Raw genomic sequence first — 19,575 nt, 5'->3', positions numbered from 1 at the left:
TTTTTAATGCTATCTTTTTACTAGTGCTATCTTTTTAACATAGACATCATATTGCCCATGCCGCCTTTCATCATTTGTGCCATCATTTTTTTACTTTGTTCAAACTGTTTTAAAAAGCGATTTAAATCACGAACCTCTGTACCACTACCTTGAGCAATTCGTAATCTACGAGAGGCGTTTAAAATTTTATGATTGCGCCTTTCTTTAGGAGTCATAGACTGAATAATGGCTTCAATTTTTTTCATTTCTTCATCGGGAGGGTTCATCCCTTTCATTTGCTTGGTTAGCTGACCTGCCCCTGGTAACATTTTTAAAATGCTACCCATACCACCCATTTTTTTCATCATTTTCATTTGCTTTAAAAAGTCATCAATACTCCACTGATTTTTGGCCATTTTTTTAGCCGATAACATAGCCTCTTTTTCAGAAATAATATCTTGAGCTTTTTCTACCAACGATAAAACATCTCCCATATCTAAAATGCGCGAAGCTAAACGGTCGGGATAAAAAACTTCAAAGTCGGAGACTTTTTCCCCTAAGCCTAAAAATTTAATGGGCAAGCCCAAGGCCTCTCGAATACTTAAAGCAGCCCCCCCTTTAGCATCACCGTCCACTTTGGTCATGATTAGCCCACTAATAGATACCTCTTTATGAAAAGCTTCGGCCACCTTTACCGACTCTTGCCCCAGCATAGCATCTACTACTAATAAAATTTCTTGAGGAGTGGCGACAGATTTTAATTCTTTTAATTCTGCCATTAAACCTTCATCCACTTGCAAGCGCCCCGCTGTATCTACCAATAAAACTTCTATGTCGTTTTCTTGAGCCCATTTTTTTGCAGACTGAAAAATGGCTTTGGGTTTTTGTGAGGGGTTAGATTCAAAAAATAAAATATTGTTTTGTTTTGCTAAAATTTGTAATTGTTTAATGGCGGCAGGCCTATAAACATCCACCGAAAACATTCCCACTTTTCTTTTAAATTTTTTTCGCAAATGCAAAGCTAATTTTGCAGTACTTGTAGTTTTACCCGCCCCTTGCAAACCCACCATAAACATTATAGATGGGTTAGATTTTAAATCTAAAGAGGCTTCTTCGCCTCCCAGCAACTGCTTTAATTCTTCATGAAGAATTTGCGTAAACTGTTGCCCTGGGTTAATGTGGCTTAAAACTTCTGTTCCTAAAGCCTTTTTTTTTACTCTTTCTGTAAATGTTTTAACTACTTTAAAGTTAACATCAGCCTCTAATAAGTGAAAGCGAATTTCTTTTAAAGTGGTTTCAATATTATCCTCGCTAATGCGAGCCTCTCCCTTTAACTTTTTAATACTAGATAAAAATTTTTCTGATAAATTTTGAAACATGCAAAATACCTTTAAATAACATTCTTATTACAATAATCTTTTATTTTTTTAAAAAAATAATTTTTTTACTACTTACCATCTTTGAAAGTGAACTTTCTTACACAAATAGTAAGCAATACCATAAATGACTAAAATAGAAAAAATAGAAACTGCCAAACAAGTTAAAACAGAAACATCGGACATGCCTAAAAAGCTATAACGAGTTCCATTAATCATATAGAATATAGGATTAAACGAAGACACGGTTTTCCAAAATGGGCTAAAGTTTTTTACAGAAAAAAATACCCCTCCTAAAAAAATTAAAGGGGCTAGTACAAAAATGCCAATGGCAGAAATATGCTCGTGGCTTTGGGCCCAAACGCCAATAGCTGCGCCTAAACAACTAAAAGTTAAACCTCCCAGTGATAAAAATACTAATAAAAGAAACGGGTTTTCTAAAGGGATCCAAGAGTGATATAAATAATAATACGCTAAACTACCTATGATTAAATTAAAAAAGCTAATAACCATACCTCTTAACCAACCGCCTAAAATAAAACCAATTAGCAATTGATTAGAACTAATTGGCAATCTTGCGTAATCTTCAATTTCTCCTGTGTACTTAGCTGTAACAAAAGCCGCGGTAGTGCCATGAAAGGATTGGTTTAAACAACTCATCATAATCAACCCTGGTAATAAAAAGGCAATATAGGGCAAACTATCTGGCCCCTGCAACTGAGAAGACATAGCCATGCCAAAAACAACAATGTACAAAGCAGTGCTAACTACGGGCCCTAAAACCGTTTCGATAAATACGCTTTGAAAGCGACGAACTTCTTTATAAAAAATAAAGAAAAAAGGTACCCAAAATAAATTGCCTTGTTTACCTACTGGCACTTGCATACTACACCTCTGCGGTTATTTCTGATTGTAAAAAACCCTCTACTACACTTTCTAAATTACTTTTTTCTATATGAATATCTGCCACATCTTTGGTTTCAATATTGTTTTCTTTAAACAATGCACCTAAAGAATAATTCATTGGAAGATGAAAGTGCAATTTTCTTCCTTCCACTTTTAATAATAAGGGATGTTTTGTCTCCATAGGCTTTTCTAACTCTATGCAGATTATTTTTGTTCCTAACTTAGTAATTAAACTTTTTGAATCGCTTAAACATTCTAGCTTACCTTGTCGCAAAACCCCCAGTCGATCAGACAATTGTTCTGCCTCTTCTAAATAATGGGTGGTTAATAAAATAGCCATTCCTTCTGCCTTTAACTCTTTAACAAAAGACCACAACTGCTTACGAAGTTCTATATCAATTCCTGCCGTAGGCTCATCTAATAATAATAATTTTGGCTTATGCAGTAATGCCTTGGCAATTAACACTCGCCTTTTCATACCTCCGCTAAGTGTACGAACTCTTTTGTCTTTATGTTCCCACAAACCTAGTCGGTCTAATAAAAAATGAATTCTATCTTTGTTTTTACCAATAGCATAAAAGCCAGAATAAAATTCTAAAATTTGCTGCACATTAAAAAAGCCGTGATTAATAAGCTCTTGAGGAACAACACCCATATTAAATTTAGCGTCTTTCACAGAAGTAACAATATCTGCACCATCAATAGCAATACTACCTTGCTCAAAATTTTGCACACCAGAAATACAAGAAATAATAGAAGTTTTTCCAGCTCCATTGGGGCCAAGAAGTGCAAAAACTTCTCCGCTGGCAATAGTAAAGCTAACATTATCTACAGCTTTAAAGTTACCATAACTTTTGCTTAAATTTTTAACCGTTAAAATACTTTTATTTTTTGACATAAAGTTGCTGTTGTTTCTTGTTTTTATAATTTATAAAACTAAAAACTTTTTCGATTCTCCCTAAAGAAGTGCTCGAGCAAAAGGCCTTTACTTTTATAAATTGTGAAACCCAGTATAACTATACTTAAAAAGAGTGTCTACTCGAAATTATCTATGGATTTAAAAGAGACTTGACTTGTTTTAGGCTTTAAAATAGTGTTGTGTTCACCTGTCGCGGGGTGGAGCAGTCTGGTAGCTCGTCGGGCTCATAACCCGAAGGTCGTGGGTTCAAATCCCTCCTCCGCAACCAATTTTTTAAAGATTTTTGTAACCTCGTTTATGGGCCAAATGGAATTTCTCTCTAGGGCGATAAAAGAAATATCCCGCAGATAATAAAATAGCCAATATATAAATATACTTTAATAGTAATAAAGACCCTTCCATTAAAAAAGAAGTTATCGCAATGGCTGTAAAGCTCAACATAATAAAAATTTGCGATAAATAGCTTTTTATAAATAAGTACCTATGCTTACTGCCTTGCTGGGCTATATCAAAAAATCGCTTATTGTAAGCTAACCTAAAAAGGCTTGTAAAAAAGGTAATGCTAACTAATAAAAAAAATAAATAAACTAAGGGAAGCTTTTCATCCACCACGGCTCTTAACCCCCAAGATGCAGCATATAAAATTACACTGGCCAAATACACAATCTGTGAATGCATTTTATCAATTAAATTTTTAATAAAATAAAAAATAATTGCTAAAATGCCGGCGACACTAACAATTAAAAAGCCTAAAGTTAAAAAACTTTCGCGAGCAATTAAAAATAAAGAAATAATCCAAAAGTAGCTTTCTAAATATAAAAATAATCCATCTAACCAAAAAACTTTTTCTGACCTCCACCTATCGCTAAAAAAAAGTACTTCCTTAAAGCCCAAGGGCATAGCCTTGACTAAATCTTTGGTTAAAGTTGGTGGGTTTTTTAATAAAAGGTAGTAAATAATTGCCCCCATGGCGACTAAAAAAAATACTGTATATACTCCAACAAAACCAACTTGTTCTAATAAAACCACCCCTATTGCAATACTAATATTTATTATTAGCGCTAAAAATATTTGCATATTACCAAAGCGCCTTCCCGAGTTACCAAATTCAATAGTTTCAAAAAATAAGGCCCTTTGAGTAATCCAAAAAAAACAATTGGTCATGCCATTTAATAGCGCCAAACCTATTAAGAAAAAAAACTGTCCTTGAAAAAAAAACATGCTCATTAAACCGATTTGTAATAAAAAAGAAATAATCATAAGCCTTTTAAAAGAATAACGATTATGAATAGTCTCCCAGCTAGACAAAGCCACCACAAAACCTAAGCCAGAGATTGCAATGAAAACGGATAACTCGGTAAGACCTATACCTTTTTTCCACAAAAAACTAGGCATTAATACAGGAAATAGGCCTACTAAAAAAGAGTGCAAACTTAAAAACTGATAAAATTGTTTAAGCTTTAAAGGTAGTGCAGAAAAATGATTTTTCATATTAGATTAACCAATGCCAATAACTTCTATATCCCGTTTTTTTAAAGATTTAATTTTTTTAGGCAAGTTATCTAAAATCACTTTTTCTAAAGAATTAATAATACTCGCCTTTAAAAAACTACGACTATACACCAAACTAACCTCCCTTGTGGGAGCTGGCTTTTTAAACTCCCGAACATAAGCTTTGTACTCTTGCAAAGGCAGAGATACGGCGGCCAATTCTGGTAATAAAGTATAGCCCGAGTTATTTTTAACTAAGTTTTTTAATGTTTCTAAACTTCCTCCAGAAAATTCTACATTATTTAAAGCAGTGTTTTTGTTTTTTTTAGAACACACTTTTAAAACTTGCTCTCTAAAACAATGCCCCTCCTCTAGTAACCATAAACCTTCTGCCTCTAAGTCTGATTCAGAAATGGATTTTTTTTTATTTAAGTGGTGTTTTTTAGCAATATAAGCATAAAAAGGTTCAAAAAAAAGGTGCCTTTCTAGCAAGCGTTTGTCCCCCAAAGGGGTTACCAATAAACCTGCGTCAATTTGATCATCTAGTAGCATGGTAATAATGTCTTGTGTTTTGTATTCATTAATTTTTAAATTCACTTTTGGGTATTTTTTAGCAAACTCCACCACAAAAAGAGGCAAAAGATGCGAAGACAATGTGGGGATCACTGCTAAGTGAAAATCTCCCCTGGGTTCCGCAGATCCTAAATTGGCTAAGTGATATAGCTTTTTATGTTCTTTTAATATTAGGCTTACTTGTTGTAAAACTTCCTTACCCACCTCGGTGGCAATAATCGGCTTCTTAGATCTATCAAAAATAATAAGCTGTAACTCTTCTTCTAATTTTTGAATTTGAATGGACAGGGTGGGCTGGGACACATGACATTCTTCAGCAGCTCGCCCAAAATGCCCTAACCGCTCCACGGCTTTTAAATACTCTAATTGTGTAATTGTTGCCATTATATCTCTTTATATTTGTTTTTTTTCAAATATTTGCTTTTTTCTAATACTAATGGTTTCACAAAAAAGCGAGGAAATGTCAAATTAACTATTAAAAATAAATTTATGATAGATTTTAACTATGGGTTGATAAAAAAATAGTATTAGGCATTTAGTAAAAAAACATATAGTTATGGTAACAATAAACCCTAAATGGAAATAAGGAGAAACAAATGCATACATTAATTAACACACAGGCGCCAGATTTTAAACTTGAAGCCTACCACAATAATAATTTTAAAACCGTTAGCGGAAAAGACCTTAAAGGAAAGTGGAGTATTTTCTTTTTTTACCCAGCCGATTTTACTTTTGTATGCCCTACCGAGCTAGGCGACATGGCTGACAAGTACGCAGAGTTTCAACAAATGGGCGTAGAAGTGTATAGCATTAGCACAGACACTCACTTTACTCACAAAGCTTGGCATGATGCTTCTGCAACTATTAAAAAAATTAAGTACCCAATGCTTGCCGATCCAACAGGGTTTTTAACTCGATCTTTTGGTGTGCATATCGAAGAAGCAGGTCTTGCCTATAGAGGAACTTTTTTAATTAATCCTGAAGGCGAAATTAAATTAGCAGAAATTCAAGATAACAGCATTGGCAGAAATGCTGACGAGTTATTACGAAAAGTACAAGCGGCGCAATTTACAGCCAAGCACCCCGCCGAGGTTTGCCCTGCAAAGTGGACTCCTGGCGCGGATACTTTAAAACCAGGACTAGATTTAGTAGGAAAAATTTAATTTTTAACTGCGGCGAATTTAAAAACCCATTTTTAAAGGCAAGAGAGGTGTGCAAAATCTCTTTTGCTTCGGCACCTTTCTAGGTGGTGATATATGTTTTGCTAGGACTGGGGGTGAGGCGCAAAAGAGGCTTTACACACCCCCCTGCCTTGTAAATATTTTTATTTACTCTCGCTCTAATAACAAACTTCGGAAAGAATTTATTTCAAATAATTGCGCATTTAGCGATTGAAAGATTTGCTTTAGCACTTTTTTTTCAAAAGCGGTGACTTTAAAATAATTTTGCGTATCTGCAAAATAAAAATTTACTTTGCTATTTTTTTGCGGAGATAGCGTATAGAAAAAATTATGGTAAGCAATTTTTAGGTTCTTTGATAACTTTTGAGCAGATTGTGTATCTACATTGGAACCATAGTTCAACAATATATTTAAACTACGGCGAACATCTATAGACCATTGATTTAATTCCTTTAGGCACACCTTGTCTTTGCAATACTTTTTATAAATATTTTTCGCAATATTTTGATACACTAAAGATTCTATCTTTAAAGATTTTTCTATAGAAAAAGCCTCTGTGTTGATTTGTAATAGCTGAACAACAGAGGCCTTAGCTGTGTTGTCGCTTTGTAAAGTTTTTCCATGCAATACAGGAAGAATTTCTTGATTTAAAATTTTGTTTGTCGCCTTTTTCGCTATATTCATTTGCTCTAACACATAAGGGGAAACATGAGCACTCCACCACAACTCAAACACACTGCTGTCTTCATCTTTGGCAACCGCTTGAGATAATTGGTGTCGGCAATCTTGGCTTTGACAAATTAGCAACTTTTTATCTAAACGAGCAACCACCAGCTCTGCTAAACTATTGTAAGTGCTAACTTGACCCTTATCTTTAACTGCAAAATAAGTAGACATTACCGAATATTTTGGCTGTTTTCCTGGGCTAATTCCCCATAAGTTAGCACATTGAAAATCTTCAGTTAAAAAATGCTTACTAGGCTTTTTCCACTTTTTTTTATGAACCCCACCTATATTAATTGCGTCTTTACCCATTGGCTTGTCGCACAACATATGTGCAACAGGGGTTTTTAGCACATTGAAATTACAAGAATTGTTTTTTAAGTTAATAATTTTTGGAGGGTAAAAAGTCTTATCCCAACCTACAATATCAGAAATTTCCCCTTCCGTTTTTCCGCACACCATAGACTGTAAAAAATCTTCTGCTAAATTTGTAGAAAAAGTTTGGCTTAATAAATCCGATCCATAGCTGTGCTTAAATGCCATCCCCCAATATTGAATGTATTTTTCTAAATAAGTTTTACTTTGTGGCCGACCTAATTGTTTATATAAATAAACTACAGAACACTGTAAATCTTCCACTCTACGATTATCACAAGTCCATTTTTTATTATAATATTTTACTAATGTTTGTAAATTTTTAAAGCCTATTAATTGAGTATCTATGTGCTTAGAAAATAACTGCCGCTTTAATTGCTTTAATTGAAATAGCAGTATTTTTTTATCAAAAAACCACCCTACTTGATTAATCTTTTTTATTTTTTTATTTAAAAAAACCTGTGCCTCTACAAGGTTTTGCTTTTGCCCTGAATTTAAAAATAAATTTTCTGCTCTTGGCTCGCTTGTAAAATCGGGAGGGTTTATAAAATTACCCTCTTTGGTTTTTTCTGGCAAAATAAAAACCAAAGGTATCCATTTAGATTGAATCATTGGGTCGTTATTGGCAATTTTATTTATAAAATCATAGTAAAACTGAAAACCAGCATCATATTTTAAACTTAGTTTTTTAAAACTCGTTATCCAGTTTTGATAATGCTCTTGGCCTTTAGATAGTAATAACTGACGGTAATCCCTAATAGTGCTTGCATATAATTTAAAATTTTGTAAAAAATCTTTTTCACTAAATACTTTTGGTTGATTAATATATTGCTGTTGAATGCATTCTTTAGTGGTGCATTGACTAATAAGTTCTTGAGAAACCTGAGTATTTTTATTATTTTTTTCTAAACTTTTAATGCTTGCATAAGTAAATAAGCCTTTTTGCAAATAGGCTTGCAAATTTTTTGTATAAGTATTTAAAAATGCCACGCTTAGTTTTTTAGATCCCCAATAACTAACATGCGAAGTTAATAACCTATCTATTCCAACAAATAAACTAAAGTTAATTAAAGCCCCTACCCATGTGGCAGAAAAAACAGCCCTTGTTCCCGACGCCACTTTTCCAGCTAGTAAAGCTAGCTTTCCTGCTTGCGCTTTTTTTGCAGCACTGCCTGCCTGAAAAAGGCTACTGCTTTGAAACCATTTTTTTACAGTACCTGCTTGTTTAAAAAGTCGTTTGCCCGAAGCACTAACTCCATGAGAAAGCACCGCTGCTGGAATTAGGCCTAATGCTAATTGATTGATCCACTCTGACTGCATTCTTCCCGAAATAAATCGTAAATATAAATCGTCACAAGAAGCAATATGTTTGGCTGGTGTTGTAAAAATATCAGAAGCTTGCGTATCTTGTACTTTTTTTAATTGACCTAAATTACAGTAATAAATCATCGGCCCAAGGTCGGAAACAATACTTGCCCCTAATCCAGCAACAGCCATGCCTGCAAAAGAATTTTTAGCACTTTGCAAAAATTTACTTAATGCTACCGAAGTGGTTTTCGATTGTACTTTTTTTTGAGACCATGAAGAATACATTTGATTAAAAAATATAAATGAAAAAAAATGAGATCCACCCTCAACAGACAGCACGCTATCTATTTCGGTTTGAAAAAATCTTGGATTATTAATTTTACTAATGCCAAGCCCATGGTCGGTTATAGACACCAAGTTACCCGCCAAATAAAAAAGTAAAGATTCGGGAATAAAGCGTTTAGCAGTAAGCCTTAAAGACTGCATTCTTTTTGGCTTGGGCAGTGCTTGTGCTTTATTTAATTCTTTAAGTAATTCGCTAGGTCTTAATTTTTTTAAGCTCTTTCTGTGTTTTTGTAAATCAATACCTGTTGTGGCGTTAATAGATTGAGACCATTGTTTAAAATTTATTGTCTTTTTAGGGGCGGGCTGATTGATATTGTCCTTTCTTAGCCGCGGATTTCTTCCTTCGTATCCCCGGTTTTGACGAACAGAAACTTGAGAGGCTATCTTTCGCTTAAAAGTATTGGAAAGCTTGGCTACTGTAACACCGCTTGTCTTTTTCTGTAAAAGAACATCGTAAAAAGAAACCGCAGAAAATAAAAAAAAAGACCCAATAAAAATTTTTAACATAAAACTTTCTTTCTCCTGCTTTATTACTTAATGGTAAAAGTATTAGTTATGTTTATGCGCCACAACGCTTTTTTAATGCTTCTAAAAACTTATTTCCTTCCGCTTCTTTTTTTGCTTCTGAAACTTTTTTTCTAGCCACTACATATTCTTGTGCAGATTTTTTTAACACTCTTGACAGATCCACATTGCTAGAAACTAACTTAGCATTAATAGTTTTTAGTAAAAAATGAAAGTTTTCCACCTGCCTTTTAGAGCTCCCCGATATCATGGATAAAGACTGCTTACTAACTAAGCTCACTAGCACATCTAAGTCTTTACTCTTTTTTGCAGTTTCTAAAGCTTGTAAAATTTGTTTAGACTCTATAAAAATAGCCTCTTTTTGTGTTAATAGCCTAGGCCCTGACTTGTGAAGTTTATCCACCATCTTTTGTAGAGCTTTTTGCGTCTCTAACCGCAATTCAGAATTAACCTTTAATTTTTTTGTCAAACTAGATGATATTTTTTTTGGTATTAAAGATTTTTTACTACTTCGCTTTACTCTTGCGGCCTCTCCCACCTTAGACTTTCGACTTTTGGCTGGTCCTGCCCAAGAGTTAAATCCAGAAAAACTAACTAGTAAAATTATCACTACTTTCAACATGCCAATTCCTTTTTTAATATTTGCACTACTGAGTACTAAACTTAACGGAAAAGGCAAAAAAAACTGTATTGGCTAAAGGTCTAGTTTTATACACGGTTACGCTTAAAAATCCTGAAAGCATTTTAGCTTAAATATATAAGCTTGATTACTACAAAAGCCTGTAATTTCAAACAACACTTCTCTATCTACAAAATCTGAAACTAAATTACGGGCAGATGTTATCGGGGTTTGGAGGTTGTGACTAGGTTTGGAGGTGGTGACTGGATTCGAACCAGCGTTCAAGGATTTGCAGTCCTCTGCCTAACCACTTGGCTACACCACCCAAGCAAAAATATATGCACTAAAACACCATGCATATAAAGGCTGTATTAGAGTGCAATATTTTCCTAATATTCGCAAGCTAAGCCTGCAAAATAGCCCATTTTTAACAAAAAATTTGCTTTAAATCATAAAAGCTTTGAATACACATTGCTCTTGCTTTTTCTAAATGCTCTTTTTCTATTTGACTGGATAAATCTAAATCGGCGTAGCTTCTAGCCACTCTTAAAAAAGCCAGCTCTCTTCTGTAGCTTTTAAAAATAGGCATACAGTTTTTATAATAAAACTCATCTATATTTTCTGTAATTTGTTTTTTTAATAAAAAATGATTAGTGGTTTTTTGCCAAGGCCTGTCTTTTTTTATAAACTTCCTTACCTCTTGCACTTGTTTAAAAATTTGCTCCACCGATAAATATTTTTCTTGCTCGGACTCTTCGGAAAACAACGACAAGTTACTGGTTTTTGCTTTCCACTGATGAGTAAAACTTAAAATACTAAATCGATCTAACAAAGGCCCACTTAATTTTTCTAAATACGAACGACACCTTCCTAAACTGTACGAACAATTAATAGGCTGATTAGGCACTAAATCTCCACACTTGCATAAATTACTTGTGGCCACCAATTGAAATTTAGCCGGAAACTTACAACTTTTTCCTCGACGAGAAACAAAAATTTCTCCACTTTCTAAAGGTTCTCTTAAAGCTTCTTGGGCTTGGCTAGCAAATTCTAAAAATTCATCTAAAACTAAAGTTCCCCCGTTGGCCCTAGTAATTTCTCCTGGCTGAGGAGGGTATCCACAGCCAATTATAGATAAGGCAGGAGTACTATGGTGTGGGCTAACTAAAGGTCTCCAGTCGCAAGGCTTTCCAAAATATTGACTAATTTTTTTTATCTCTTGCACTTCTTCTGCACAAGGGTCTATTTGCAATTGATGCAAGGCTTTGCAAAAAGTGCTTTTTCCAGAACCCGCAGGACCAGCTAAAAATAAAGAATGCCCCCCTACCCCTGCTACAGATAACAGGTCGGCCACATTTAAAGGGAAATGCAAATCCAAAAATACAGGGCGCTGACTAGTGCATTTATTTTTCCATTTTTCTGCGTTGACATGGCTAGATACTTTTTTCTTTTCAGAAAACTTTAACTCAGACAAACTAGTAATAAAATAACTTTCTCCAGAAAAAATAAATTGTTTGTCCTCTCCAGAAACCAAAATATCTTCTTTATCCAAATTTAATGTTGTATGTAAAAAATTTTCTGGAATAAAAACACTTCCCTCTAAATTAAGCTCTCCGTAAACAAATAACTTACCTTTTTTAGAAATATCTACAGGCTTTATTTGTTGGGTTTTTAATAAATACGCATAAGCAATAGCTAAGTCTAAACCAGGGGAAGATTTTTTGATATGTGCTGGCCGCAAATTGACTAAAACCTGTTGCGCTTTAGGCCAAGTAAAGCCTTGCTGCCTTAAGGCAGATTTAATTCTAAACTGACTTTCTTTAATGGCCGAATCGGGCAAACCCATAATCTGAAAGTTAGGAAGACCTGGGGCCAAGCTAACCTCCACTTCAATAGTTTGTATATCAAAAGATTGATGCACAAAAGAATATACCTGCATTAAATCTCTCCTTTGCTGATTTTGTGTATGATTAACTGGTGTATGCAAAAAAAAGAAAAACAAGATAAGTAAAATAACAAGCTTATAAAATAAAAGTCCGCATTTAGGCTTTTATAAGATTGGACTGCTTTGTTAAGAAAATATTTTTTTACAAAAAATTTAAAACGCTTGAATATCGATTAGCGATAGATAAATATACTTTAAATAAATTTTCGCTCTTTTAGCCAAGCATCATCTAAAAATTTAGTCATATAATTACGAATACCATCTGGTAAAATAACTACGCAGTTGTCGCCCTTTTTTAAAGATTTTGCTGCCTGCATTGTGGCCTGCATGGCAGAGCCGCTAGACCCTCCACATAACAAGCCCTCTTCTTTCACTAAACGGCGCGACCACACAAAGGATTCTTTATCATTAGTTTTTACCCACTGATCGATTAAGTCTCTATTTAATACATCGGGAATAAAGTCATAGCCAATGCCCTCTACCTCATAAGAAAAAATATCAGAAGGGCCTGCCAATAAAGAACCCTCGGGGTCGGCACCAACAATAATAGTAGAGGCATCTTTTTCTTTTAATTTTTTAGCTACCCCACTAATAGTTCCGCCCGTTCCTGCACCTGCAACCAGCATCGCTAAAGGCGCTTGTAAATCGTTTATAATTTCTTCGGCAGTTTCTTCATAATGCACTAACGGATTAGATAGGTTTTTGTATTGATCTAAAATAAACGCATTGGGCAACTCTTTTGCTAATTTTTTAGCAACACCAATATGACTTAAAGGCGAATCCCAAGCTTCTTCTGTAGGTGTGCGAACCACTTCTGCTCCTAAAGCTTCTATGGTGCGCGATTTTTCTTTGCTCATTTTTTCGGGCATTACAATAATGACTTTATAACCCTTAACCGCTCCGGCCATGGCCAAACCAATCCCTGTGTTTCCACTGGTGGGCTCGATAATAGTATCCCCTGGCTTAATCTTTCCTTGTTTTTCGGCATCAGCTATCATGCGGTAACCAATACGGTCTTTAACTGAGCCGCCAGGGTTCATAAATTCGCATTTTGCATAAAGGTTACACTCTAAGCTTAAAGCCACAGTATTTAATTTTACTAATGGGGTTTTTCCAATACTTTCTAAAATATTATTATAAATCATAGATAAGAGAATAGTCAGGAGTTGAAAAAAAGTCCAGCTAAAAAAAGTTTGATGTATAGCTTAGGAAAAGTTAATCTTAATCCAATAAGAAATAGATGTATTTGTAAATAATCACAAACCTAAGGGCTTTAGTGACTTTAAGTAAAAAACTATTTGGCACATTTGAAGGGGTTTTTATTCCTAGTATTTTAACAATACTGGGAATCATTATGTACTTGCGCATGGGGTGGATAGTAGCTAATGCAGGGCTGATGGGTACCTTAATTATTATTAGCATCTCTTCTCTTATTACTTTTTTAACAGCACTTTCTGTTTCTAGCATGGCCACCAATATGAAAGTAAAAGGTGGAGGAATATATTATGTAATTTCTAGATCTTTTGGAATAGAAATTGGTGCAGCCATTGGGCTTCCCTTATTTTTATCACAAGTCATTGGTATTACTTTTTATTTAGCGGGTTTTTCGGAATCCTTAAAATACATTTTTCCCAATGCCTCCACCACACTAATTGCTTTGGTTAGCTTAATCAGCCTAACGGCTTTAACTTTTTACTCTACTGACCTAGCTATGAAAGCACAGGTTTTTATTTTTATTACCATTATTCTTTCTTTAATTTCTTTATTTTTTGGACAACCCCTAACAGAAACTAGCACAAGCTTACCTCTAAACTTTACTCCCGCTTCTTATTTAGCCGTTTTTGCATTATTTTTTCCTGCGGTTACAGGAATTAGCACCGGCTTATCTATGTCGGGTGATTTAAAAAATCCATCTAAGTCCATTCCTTCTGGAACCATCGCTGCCGTTATTGTTGGTTACATTATTTATGTCGCCGTAGCTTTTGCTTTGTATCATTTGGCTTCCCCTCATTTACTAAATACAAACTCTTTAATAGTTACTAAAGTGGCTCGCTTTGCACCAATTATTTTTTTAGGAATTTGGATGGCTAGCCTATCTAGCGCCCTAGGCTCTCTTTTGGCCGCACCTCGAACTCTGAAAGCTTTAGCTGAAGATAATATTTTACCAAAATTTTTAGGAAAAGAATTTGGTCAAGCTAAATCCCCTCATGTTGCCACCTTTATTAGTGTTTTGCTTGCGGGAGGGGCTTTGTTTTTGGGAGGTATTGATATTATTGCCCCCATACTATCTATGTTTTTTTTAACCTCCTATGGTGCTTTAAATTTAGCCGCTGGATTAGAAAGTTTTATGAAAAACCCCTCTTGGAGACCGCAATTTAAAACCCATTGGAGTTTAAGTTTTTTAGGAGCAGGCCTTTGCTTTTCTGCCATGTTTTTAATACACGCCCCCTCAACCCTATTGGCTTTTATTTCTTGTTTTCTTATTTACCTAGTGACTCAATTTCGTCAAATAGATTCTTCTTGGTCAGACATGCGACAAGGTCTTTTTATTATGACCGCTCGATTTGCTTTGCAAAAAATTGCTTCTTATAAAAAAGAAGCAAAAAATTGGAGACCACATATTTTATTTACTCCCACTTTAGGCGATAATTTTTCTGATAATTTAACTAGCTTAATTTATATGAAACACTTAACCCAAAACCGCAGTTTTATTAGTAGTATTTTTTTAGAAAAAGCACAAATAGCAGGCATTAACTTTTCAGAAGAACAAGAGGAGCTAAGTTCGCATTCGATTGCTACCTATGATATTCACTATATAAAAAAGGAACTTTTTAAAAATAAAATTAATAGCTTTGTAAAAATACACAAATACACAAACTACACACAAGCCAATATTGAACTTATACGAGAGTACAGCATTGGCCCCATAGAAATGAACAGCCTAGCATTAAATTTTCCAAAAACGGATGACGAAAAACAATTGCAATCTTTTTTAGATTTACTAGATGAAGCCAAAAAACAAAAAAAGAATATTTTAATATTTAATTTTCATAATGCAGAAAAAGTAAAAAAAATTGAGCTTCTTTTTAATGGAAAAAAAAGAAGCTTATGTAAAAACACAAAAGATTTTTTATTAGTTCTTGCTCATATGCTTAGTATTTCTTTAAGAAGCAATGTGTTTTGCTTAACCGATAGCGACAGCGATAGTGAGGAGCTAAAAAAAGAATTAAAAGCAAAGCGGCTAAACTTTAAAACAGTAAATAATCAAAACACTAGCGCCCAACAAGCCTTTAGCTCTATTTTTCAAAAAATTAAAGGGAAGGAGCAATGTTTACAAATATTAAACATTGCTACTAAAGACGATTTTCAAACTTCTGAAGAGTATCTAAATTATTGGAAAAACTTAGTGCAACAATATTCTAAATGCGGTACTACAGATAGTAAAAGCTACCAACACCAAATCTTTGCAATGCCTAACGAAGAAATTTGTTTTAACGATGTTTTAAATTAATTATGAAAAAAAATATAATTTGCACCGCAGCCCTTCCTTACGCCAATGGCCCTATTCACATAGGCCATTTGGTAGAGTATTTACAGGTGGACTTTTGGACACGCTTTAAAAAAATGCAAGATCATAATTGCCTATATATTTGTGCAGACGATGCCCACGGCACTCCAATAATGTTAAAAGCAAAAAGTTTAAACATTACACCACAAGAACTAACAGAAAATATGCAAAAGGAGCATTTAAAAGATTTTTCTACTTTTGAAATACAGTTTGACCATTACTCCAGCACAAACACCTCTCACAATAAAGACATTTGTTATGAAGTGTATGAAAGCATGAAAAAAAATATTGTAGAAAAAAATATTGAACAACTTTATTGCAATCATGATAAAATGTTTTTACCCGACAGATTTACCAAAGGCACTTGCCCTAAGTGCAAGGCCGAAGAGCAAAACGGAGACTCTTGTGATGTTTGTGGCAGCACCTACTCGCCCACTGAGGTTTTACATCCGCAGTGCTCTATATGTGGCAATACACCTGTGCTTAAAGAAAGCTCTCATTTATTTTATCAATTAGAAAATTTTAGAGAATTTTTAAAGCTGTGGATAAAAGAACATACTCCAAAAGAAGTACAAAAAAAGCTGCAAGAATGGTTGGAAAAAGAACTTTCTAACTGGGATATTTCTAGAGACAAACCGTATTTTGGCTTTGAAATTCCTGAACATAAAGATAAATTTTTTTATGTTTGGTTAGACGCCCCCTTAGCCTATTTAGCTAGCACAAAAGAATGGGCAGAAAAACAAAATATTAATTTTAAAGCCTTTTGGAATGCCGAAGATACAGAAATTTATCATTTTATTGGAAAAGACATTGTTTATTTTCACTGTTTGTTTTTTCCTAGTATGTTAAAAAATTCTGATTATAAATTGGCAAATAATATTTTTGTTCATGGCCATCTTACTTTTCAAGGAAAAAAAATGAGCAAAAGCAAGGGAACTTTAATTTCTGCAAAACATTTTGCAGAAACTTTAAACCCTTTGTACTTAAGGTATTATTTAGCTTCTAAATTAAATGCTAATGCTTCGGATATTGATTTTAGCATTGAAGATTTTACGCAAAAAACCAACGCCGAACTGCTTTCTAAAATTACTAATTTGGCCTCTAGATCTATACAAATGTTAAATAAAAAATTAGATAATAAACTTAGCTGCTGCTCTAAAGACGGTTTATTATTAATTAAAAAAATACAAAATGCTAACTTAGAAATTGCAAAGCTTTATAACAATAGAGAGTTTTCGAAAGCTCTTGGAATAATTAGAAGCCTTGCAGAAGAAGCCAATCAATATTTTGACAAAAAAGAACCTTGGAAAAGCATTAAAAATAACTCTGAAGAAGCCCATCAAGTGCTTACCGATATTGTAAATGTTTTTAGAATTTTAACGATTTATTTAACGCCCATTTTGCCATCTTACTCTAAACAGGTGGCTGCTTTATTTAATGAAGATGCTAACTATAAATGGAGTGATCACGACACGGTTTTAGAAAATTGTGATGTGCAAAAATACGAGCATCTACTAGCTCGTATTGATAGTAAAGATGCAGAAAAATTAGTAGTTACTGCTTAGTAAAAAATTACTGCTTAGCTTATTGCTTAATAAAATTTTCTAGACGCTTTAGCCATGGCTTTTAAAGAAGAGCACGGGCGAAATCTAAACCCCGCAGTGTTAGTAAGTACTTCTAACTGCTTAACAATGTATTCTGCACCTAAACTATCTGCGTAGTGTAACAAACCTCCTCTAAATGGAGGAAAGCCTGTGCCCATAATCATAGCCAAGTCTACATCTTCTGGATTTTCTACAATTTTATCCTCTAACAGTGCTCGAGAAGCTTCGTTAATCATTGTAAAAAATCCTCTGTCTAAAATATCTTGGCTTTTTAAAAGGTTTTGTGGCTGACCTATACCTAACTCTTGATAAATATCTGGGTTTACACCAATCTCTTTTGATTGTTGATCATACAAATAAAATCCCTTTAAACCTTTTTTTCCTAAAATATTTTTTTTCACTAACTCGTCACATAAAGACGACACCTTAATTCGTTCGGAAAATTTACTGGCAAAAATGTGCAAAATTTTAATGGCTACATCTACTCCTACCTCATCAATAAGCCTAAGTGGCCCCATGGGCATGCCAAAGTTTTTAGAAAAGGCCGCGTCAATTTTTTCCACCGACTCCCCTTCTTCAAACAACAACAATGCTTCTGCCATCCAAGGAAGCAGCAATCTATTTACTAAAAACCCCGTTCCATCTTTTACCACTACTGGTATCTTTCCCATTTTTTTAGCTAATGCAAAAGTGGTGGCCACGGTTTGATCACTAGTTTTTTCTCCCCTAATGATTTCCACTAGTGGCATTTTATGTACGGGATTAAAAAAGTGCATACCAATAAAGTTTTCAGGGTTTGGATGAGCTTGGGCCATTTCTGTTACGCTTAACGACGAAGTGTTGGTAGCAATAATACAAGCGTCTTTAGTATGCTTGGCCATTTCTGTAATTACCGATTTTTTAATATTCATATTTTCTACAACAGCCTCGATAACAAAATCGGTATTTTGAAAGCCTGAATAATTTAAAGTGGTGGATAATAAATCCATATTGGAACGCATTTGATACATGGTAATTTTGCGCCTTTTAAAAGCCTTTTTCCATAAACTTTGTGCAAAATTTAATGCTAAGCTTAAAGATTTATAATTTAAATCTTTAATGCGTACAAAAATCTTTTTATTAGCAGCTAAATGAGCAATGCCACCACCCATAGTACCAGCACCTAATACGGCCATTGTAGCAACTGGCTTAGGAGCTATTTCGGAGGAGCTAACGCCCGTTTGCTTTTTTAATTTTTCTGTTAAAAAAAATAAACCAATTAAATGCTTACTAACAGTAGTCACTACTACATTAGAAAAAAATTTAGCCTCTAACTTTAAAGCTTTTTTTCGAGTCGTTTTTTTATAAGTACTTTTTATTACATCTAAGGCAGCAAGAGGTGCTGGATAAAAGCCTTTAGTTTGTTTTAACACCCCTTCTTTAGCTTTTTTGTAGACTATTCTTCTACCTAAAAAAGATTCTAAGAAAATATTAATCCATTTTTTTGTAAAAGGTGCTTTTCGTTTTTTTGGTTTAATAATTTTTTTCTTAGCAATAAATTTTTTAGCTAAAGATAAAGAGTACTCTTCTAATAAACTTAAAGGCACCACCTCGTCTACCAAACCCAATCGCAATGCTTTTTTAGCATTAAACATAGAGCCTGTTAAAATCATAGACAAGGCCCCTTGTAACCCCACTAATTTAGGCAACCTTATGCAGCCACCAAAGCCTGGAAAAATACCTAACTTAACCTCGGGCAAAGCCAAGGTAGAATTATCACTGGCAATTCGATAATTGCAAGCCAAAACCAACTCGCAACCACCGCCCAAACAATGACCATTGATAGCAGCAATTTTAGGTATTTTTAAATCTTCTAAAGTATTGAAAATATTGTGAGCCACATTTAGCATCTCCACACAATCTTCTTTGGAGGTTACTGTTTTTATTTCTTTAATATCGGCACCAACAATAAAGCTTTTGGGTTTTTGTGAGCCAATAATTAAAGCTTTAAAGTTTTGTGAGTTTTTTACTTGCTCTACTAACTCGCCAAATTCTTTTAAAACAGAACTGGATAAAACATTAACTCGCTCCTGTGCGCTGTCAAAAACAATAACCGCCACATCTCCTAAATCTTTTAATTTTACATTTTCCATACTTAT

13 protein-coding genes and 2 tRNA genes are annotated in these 19,575 nt (G+C 34.2%); 4 read left to right on the top strand and 11 right to left on the bottom strand.

Translation table 11 applies throughout. The features are described from left to right. Positions 1 to 26: 26 nt before the first annotated feature. From ffh to HAW63_01190, 3 genes are all read right to left on the bottom strand, one after another. Positions 27 to 1,358, bottom strand: coding sequence for a signal recognition particle protein (ffh, locus tag HAW63_01200; protein ID MBE8162589.1), 1,332 nt, complete (start codon positions 1,356 to 1,358; stop codon positions 27 to 29). 72 nt (positions 1,359 to 1,430) lie between these two features. Further along, positions 1,431 to 2,240 carry an ABC transporter permease gene (locus HAW63_01195; protein ID MBE8162588.1) on the bottom strand — a complete coding sequence of 270 codons (810 nt, stop codon included), beginning with the start codon at positions 2,238 to 2,240 and terminating at the stop codon, positions 1,431 to 1,433. A gap of 1 nt (position 2,241) precedes the next feature. Further along, on the bottom strand, positions 2,242 to 3,159 hold the full coding sequence (locus tag HAW63_01190; GenBank protein MBE8162587.1) for an ABC transporter ATP-binding protein: 918 nt from the start codon (positions 3,157 to 3,159) through the stop codon (positions 2,242 to 2,244). 212 nt (positions 3,160 to 3,371) lie between these two features. On the opposite strand from HAW63_01190, the gene HAW63_01185 reads away from it, so the two are divergent. Continuing rightward, positions 3,372 to 3,448: transfer RNA gene (locus tag HAW63_01185), tRNA-Met, on the top strand. Between the two features lie 5 nt (positions 3,449 to 3,453). Here the strand turns inward: HAW63_01185 and HAW63_01180 are convergent. Together HAW63_01180 and HAW63_01175 are read right to left on the bottom strand one after the other, a co-directional pair. Next, positions 3,454 to 4,671, bottom strand: a complete 1,218-nt coding sequence (locus HAW63_01180; protein MBE8162586.1) for an MFS transporter — start codon at positions 4,669 to 4,671, stop codon at positions 3,454 to 3,456. A 6-nt stretch (positions 4,672 to 4,677) separates the two neighbouring features. Beyond that, positions 4,678 to 5,628 (bottom strand): LysR family transcriptional regulator, encoded by a 951-nt coding sequence (locus HAW63_01175; protein MBE8162585.1) that lies wholly within the window; start codon positions 5,626 to 5,628, stop codon positions 4,678 to 4,680. 212 nt (positions 5,629 to 5,840) lie between these two features. On the opposite strand from HAW63_01175, the gene ahpC reads away from it, so the two are divergent. Further along, positions 5,841 to 6,407 carry a peroxiredoxin gene (ahpC, locus tag HAW63_01170; protein ID MBE8162584.1) on the top strand — a complete coding sequence of 189 codons (567 nt, stop codon included), beginning with the start codon at positions 5,841 to 5,843 and terminating at the stop codon, positions 6,405 to 6,407. Between the two features lie 165 nt (positions 6,408 to 6,572). On the opposite strand, the gene HAW63_01165 is transcribed toward ahpC, so the two are convergent. The 5 genes from HAW63_01165 to HAW63_01145 form a co-directional block, all read right to left on the bottom strand. Beyond that, entirely contained in the window at positions 6,573 to 9,683 is a 3,111-nt protein-coding gene (locus tag HAW63_01165; GenBank protein MBE8162583.1) for a hypothetical protein, read from the bottom strand. A gap of 52 nt (positions 9,684 to 9,735) precedes the next feature. Next, the gene (locus tag HAW63_01160; protein MBE8162582.1) at positions 9,736 to 10,323 is read right to left on the bottom strand and encodes a hypothetical protein; all 588 of its coding nucleotides are present in this window, start codon (positions 10,321 to 10,323) and stop codon (positions 9,736 to 9,738) included. 248 nt (positions 10,324 to 10,571) lie between these two features. Continuing rightward, a tRNA-Cys gene (locus HAW63_01155) sits at positions 10,572 to 10,645 on the bottom strand. A 102-nt stretch (positions 10,646 to 10,747) separates the two neighbouring features. Further along, a complete protein-coding gene (locus HAW63_01150) occupies positions 10,748 to 12,259 on the bottom strand; it encodes an ATP-binding protein (GenBank protein ID MBE8162581.1) in 1,512 nt (503 codons plus the stop codon). Between the two features lie 200 nt (positions 12,260 to 12,459). Then, positions 12,460 to 13,410, bottom strand: coding sequence for a cystathionine beta-synthase (locus tag HAW63_01145; protein MBE8162580.1), 951 nt, complete (start codon positions 13,408 to 13,410; stop codon positions 12,460 to 12,462). 131 nt (positions 13,411 to 13,541) lie between these two features. Here HAW63_01145 and HAW63_01140 point away from each other — a divergent pair, with 131 nt between their 5' ends. Next, complete coding sequence (locus tag HAW63_01140; GenBank protein MBE8162579.1) at positions 13,542 to 15,776, top strand: amino acid permease; 2,235 nt, start codon at positions 13,542 to 13,544, stop codon at positions 15,774 to 15,776. A 2-nt stretch (positions 15,777 to 15,778) separates the two neighbouring features. After that, complete coding sequence (gene metG, locus HAW63_01135; GenBank protein MBE8162578.1) at positions 15,779 to 17,398, top strand: methionine--tRNA ligase; 1,620 nt, start codon at positions 15,779 to 15,781, stop codon at positions 17,396 to 17,398. A 26-nt stretch (positions 17,399 to 17,424) separates the two neighbouring features. Here metG and HAW63_01130 read toward each other — a convergent pair whose 3' ends face one another. Next, complete coding sequence (locus tag HAW63_01130; GenBank protein MBE8162577.1) at positions 17,425 to 19,575, bottom strand: fatty oxidation complex subunit alpha; 2,151 nt, start codon at positions 19,573 to 19,575, stop codon at positions 17,425 to 17,427.

This window comes from Pseudobdellovibrionaceae bacterium (assembly GCA_015163855.1).
In the GTDB taxonomy this organism is placed as follows: domain Bacteria; phylum Bdellovibrionota; class Bdellovibrionia; order Bdellovibrionales; family UBA1609; genus JAAOIH01.
Note: the sequence above shows the minus strand (reverse complement) of the source record. Positions and strands in the feature narration are given on the sequence as shown.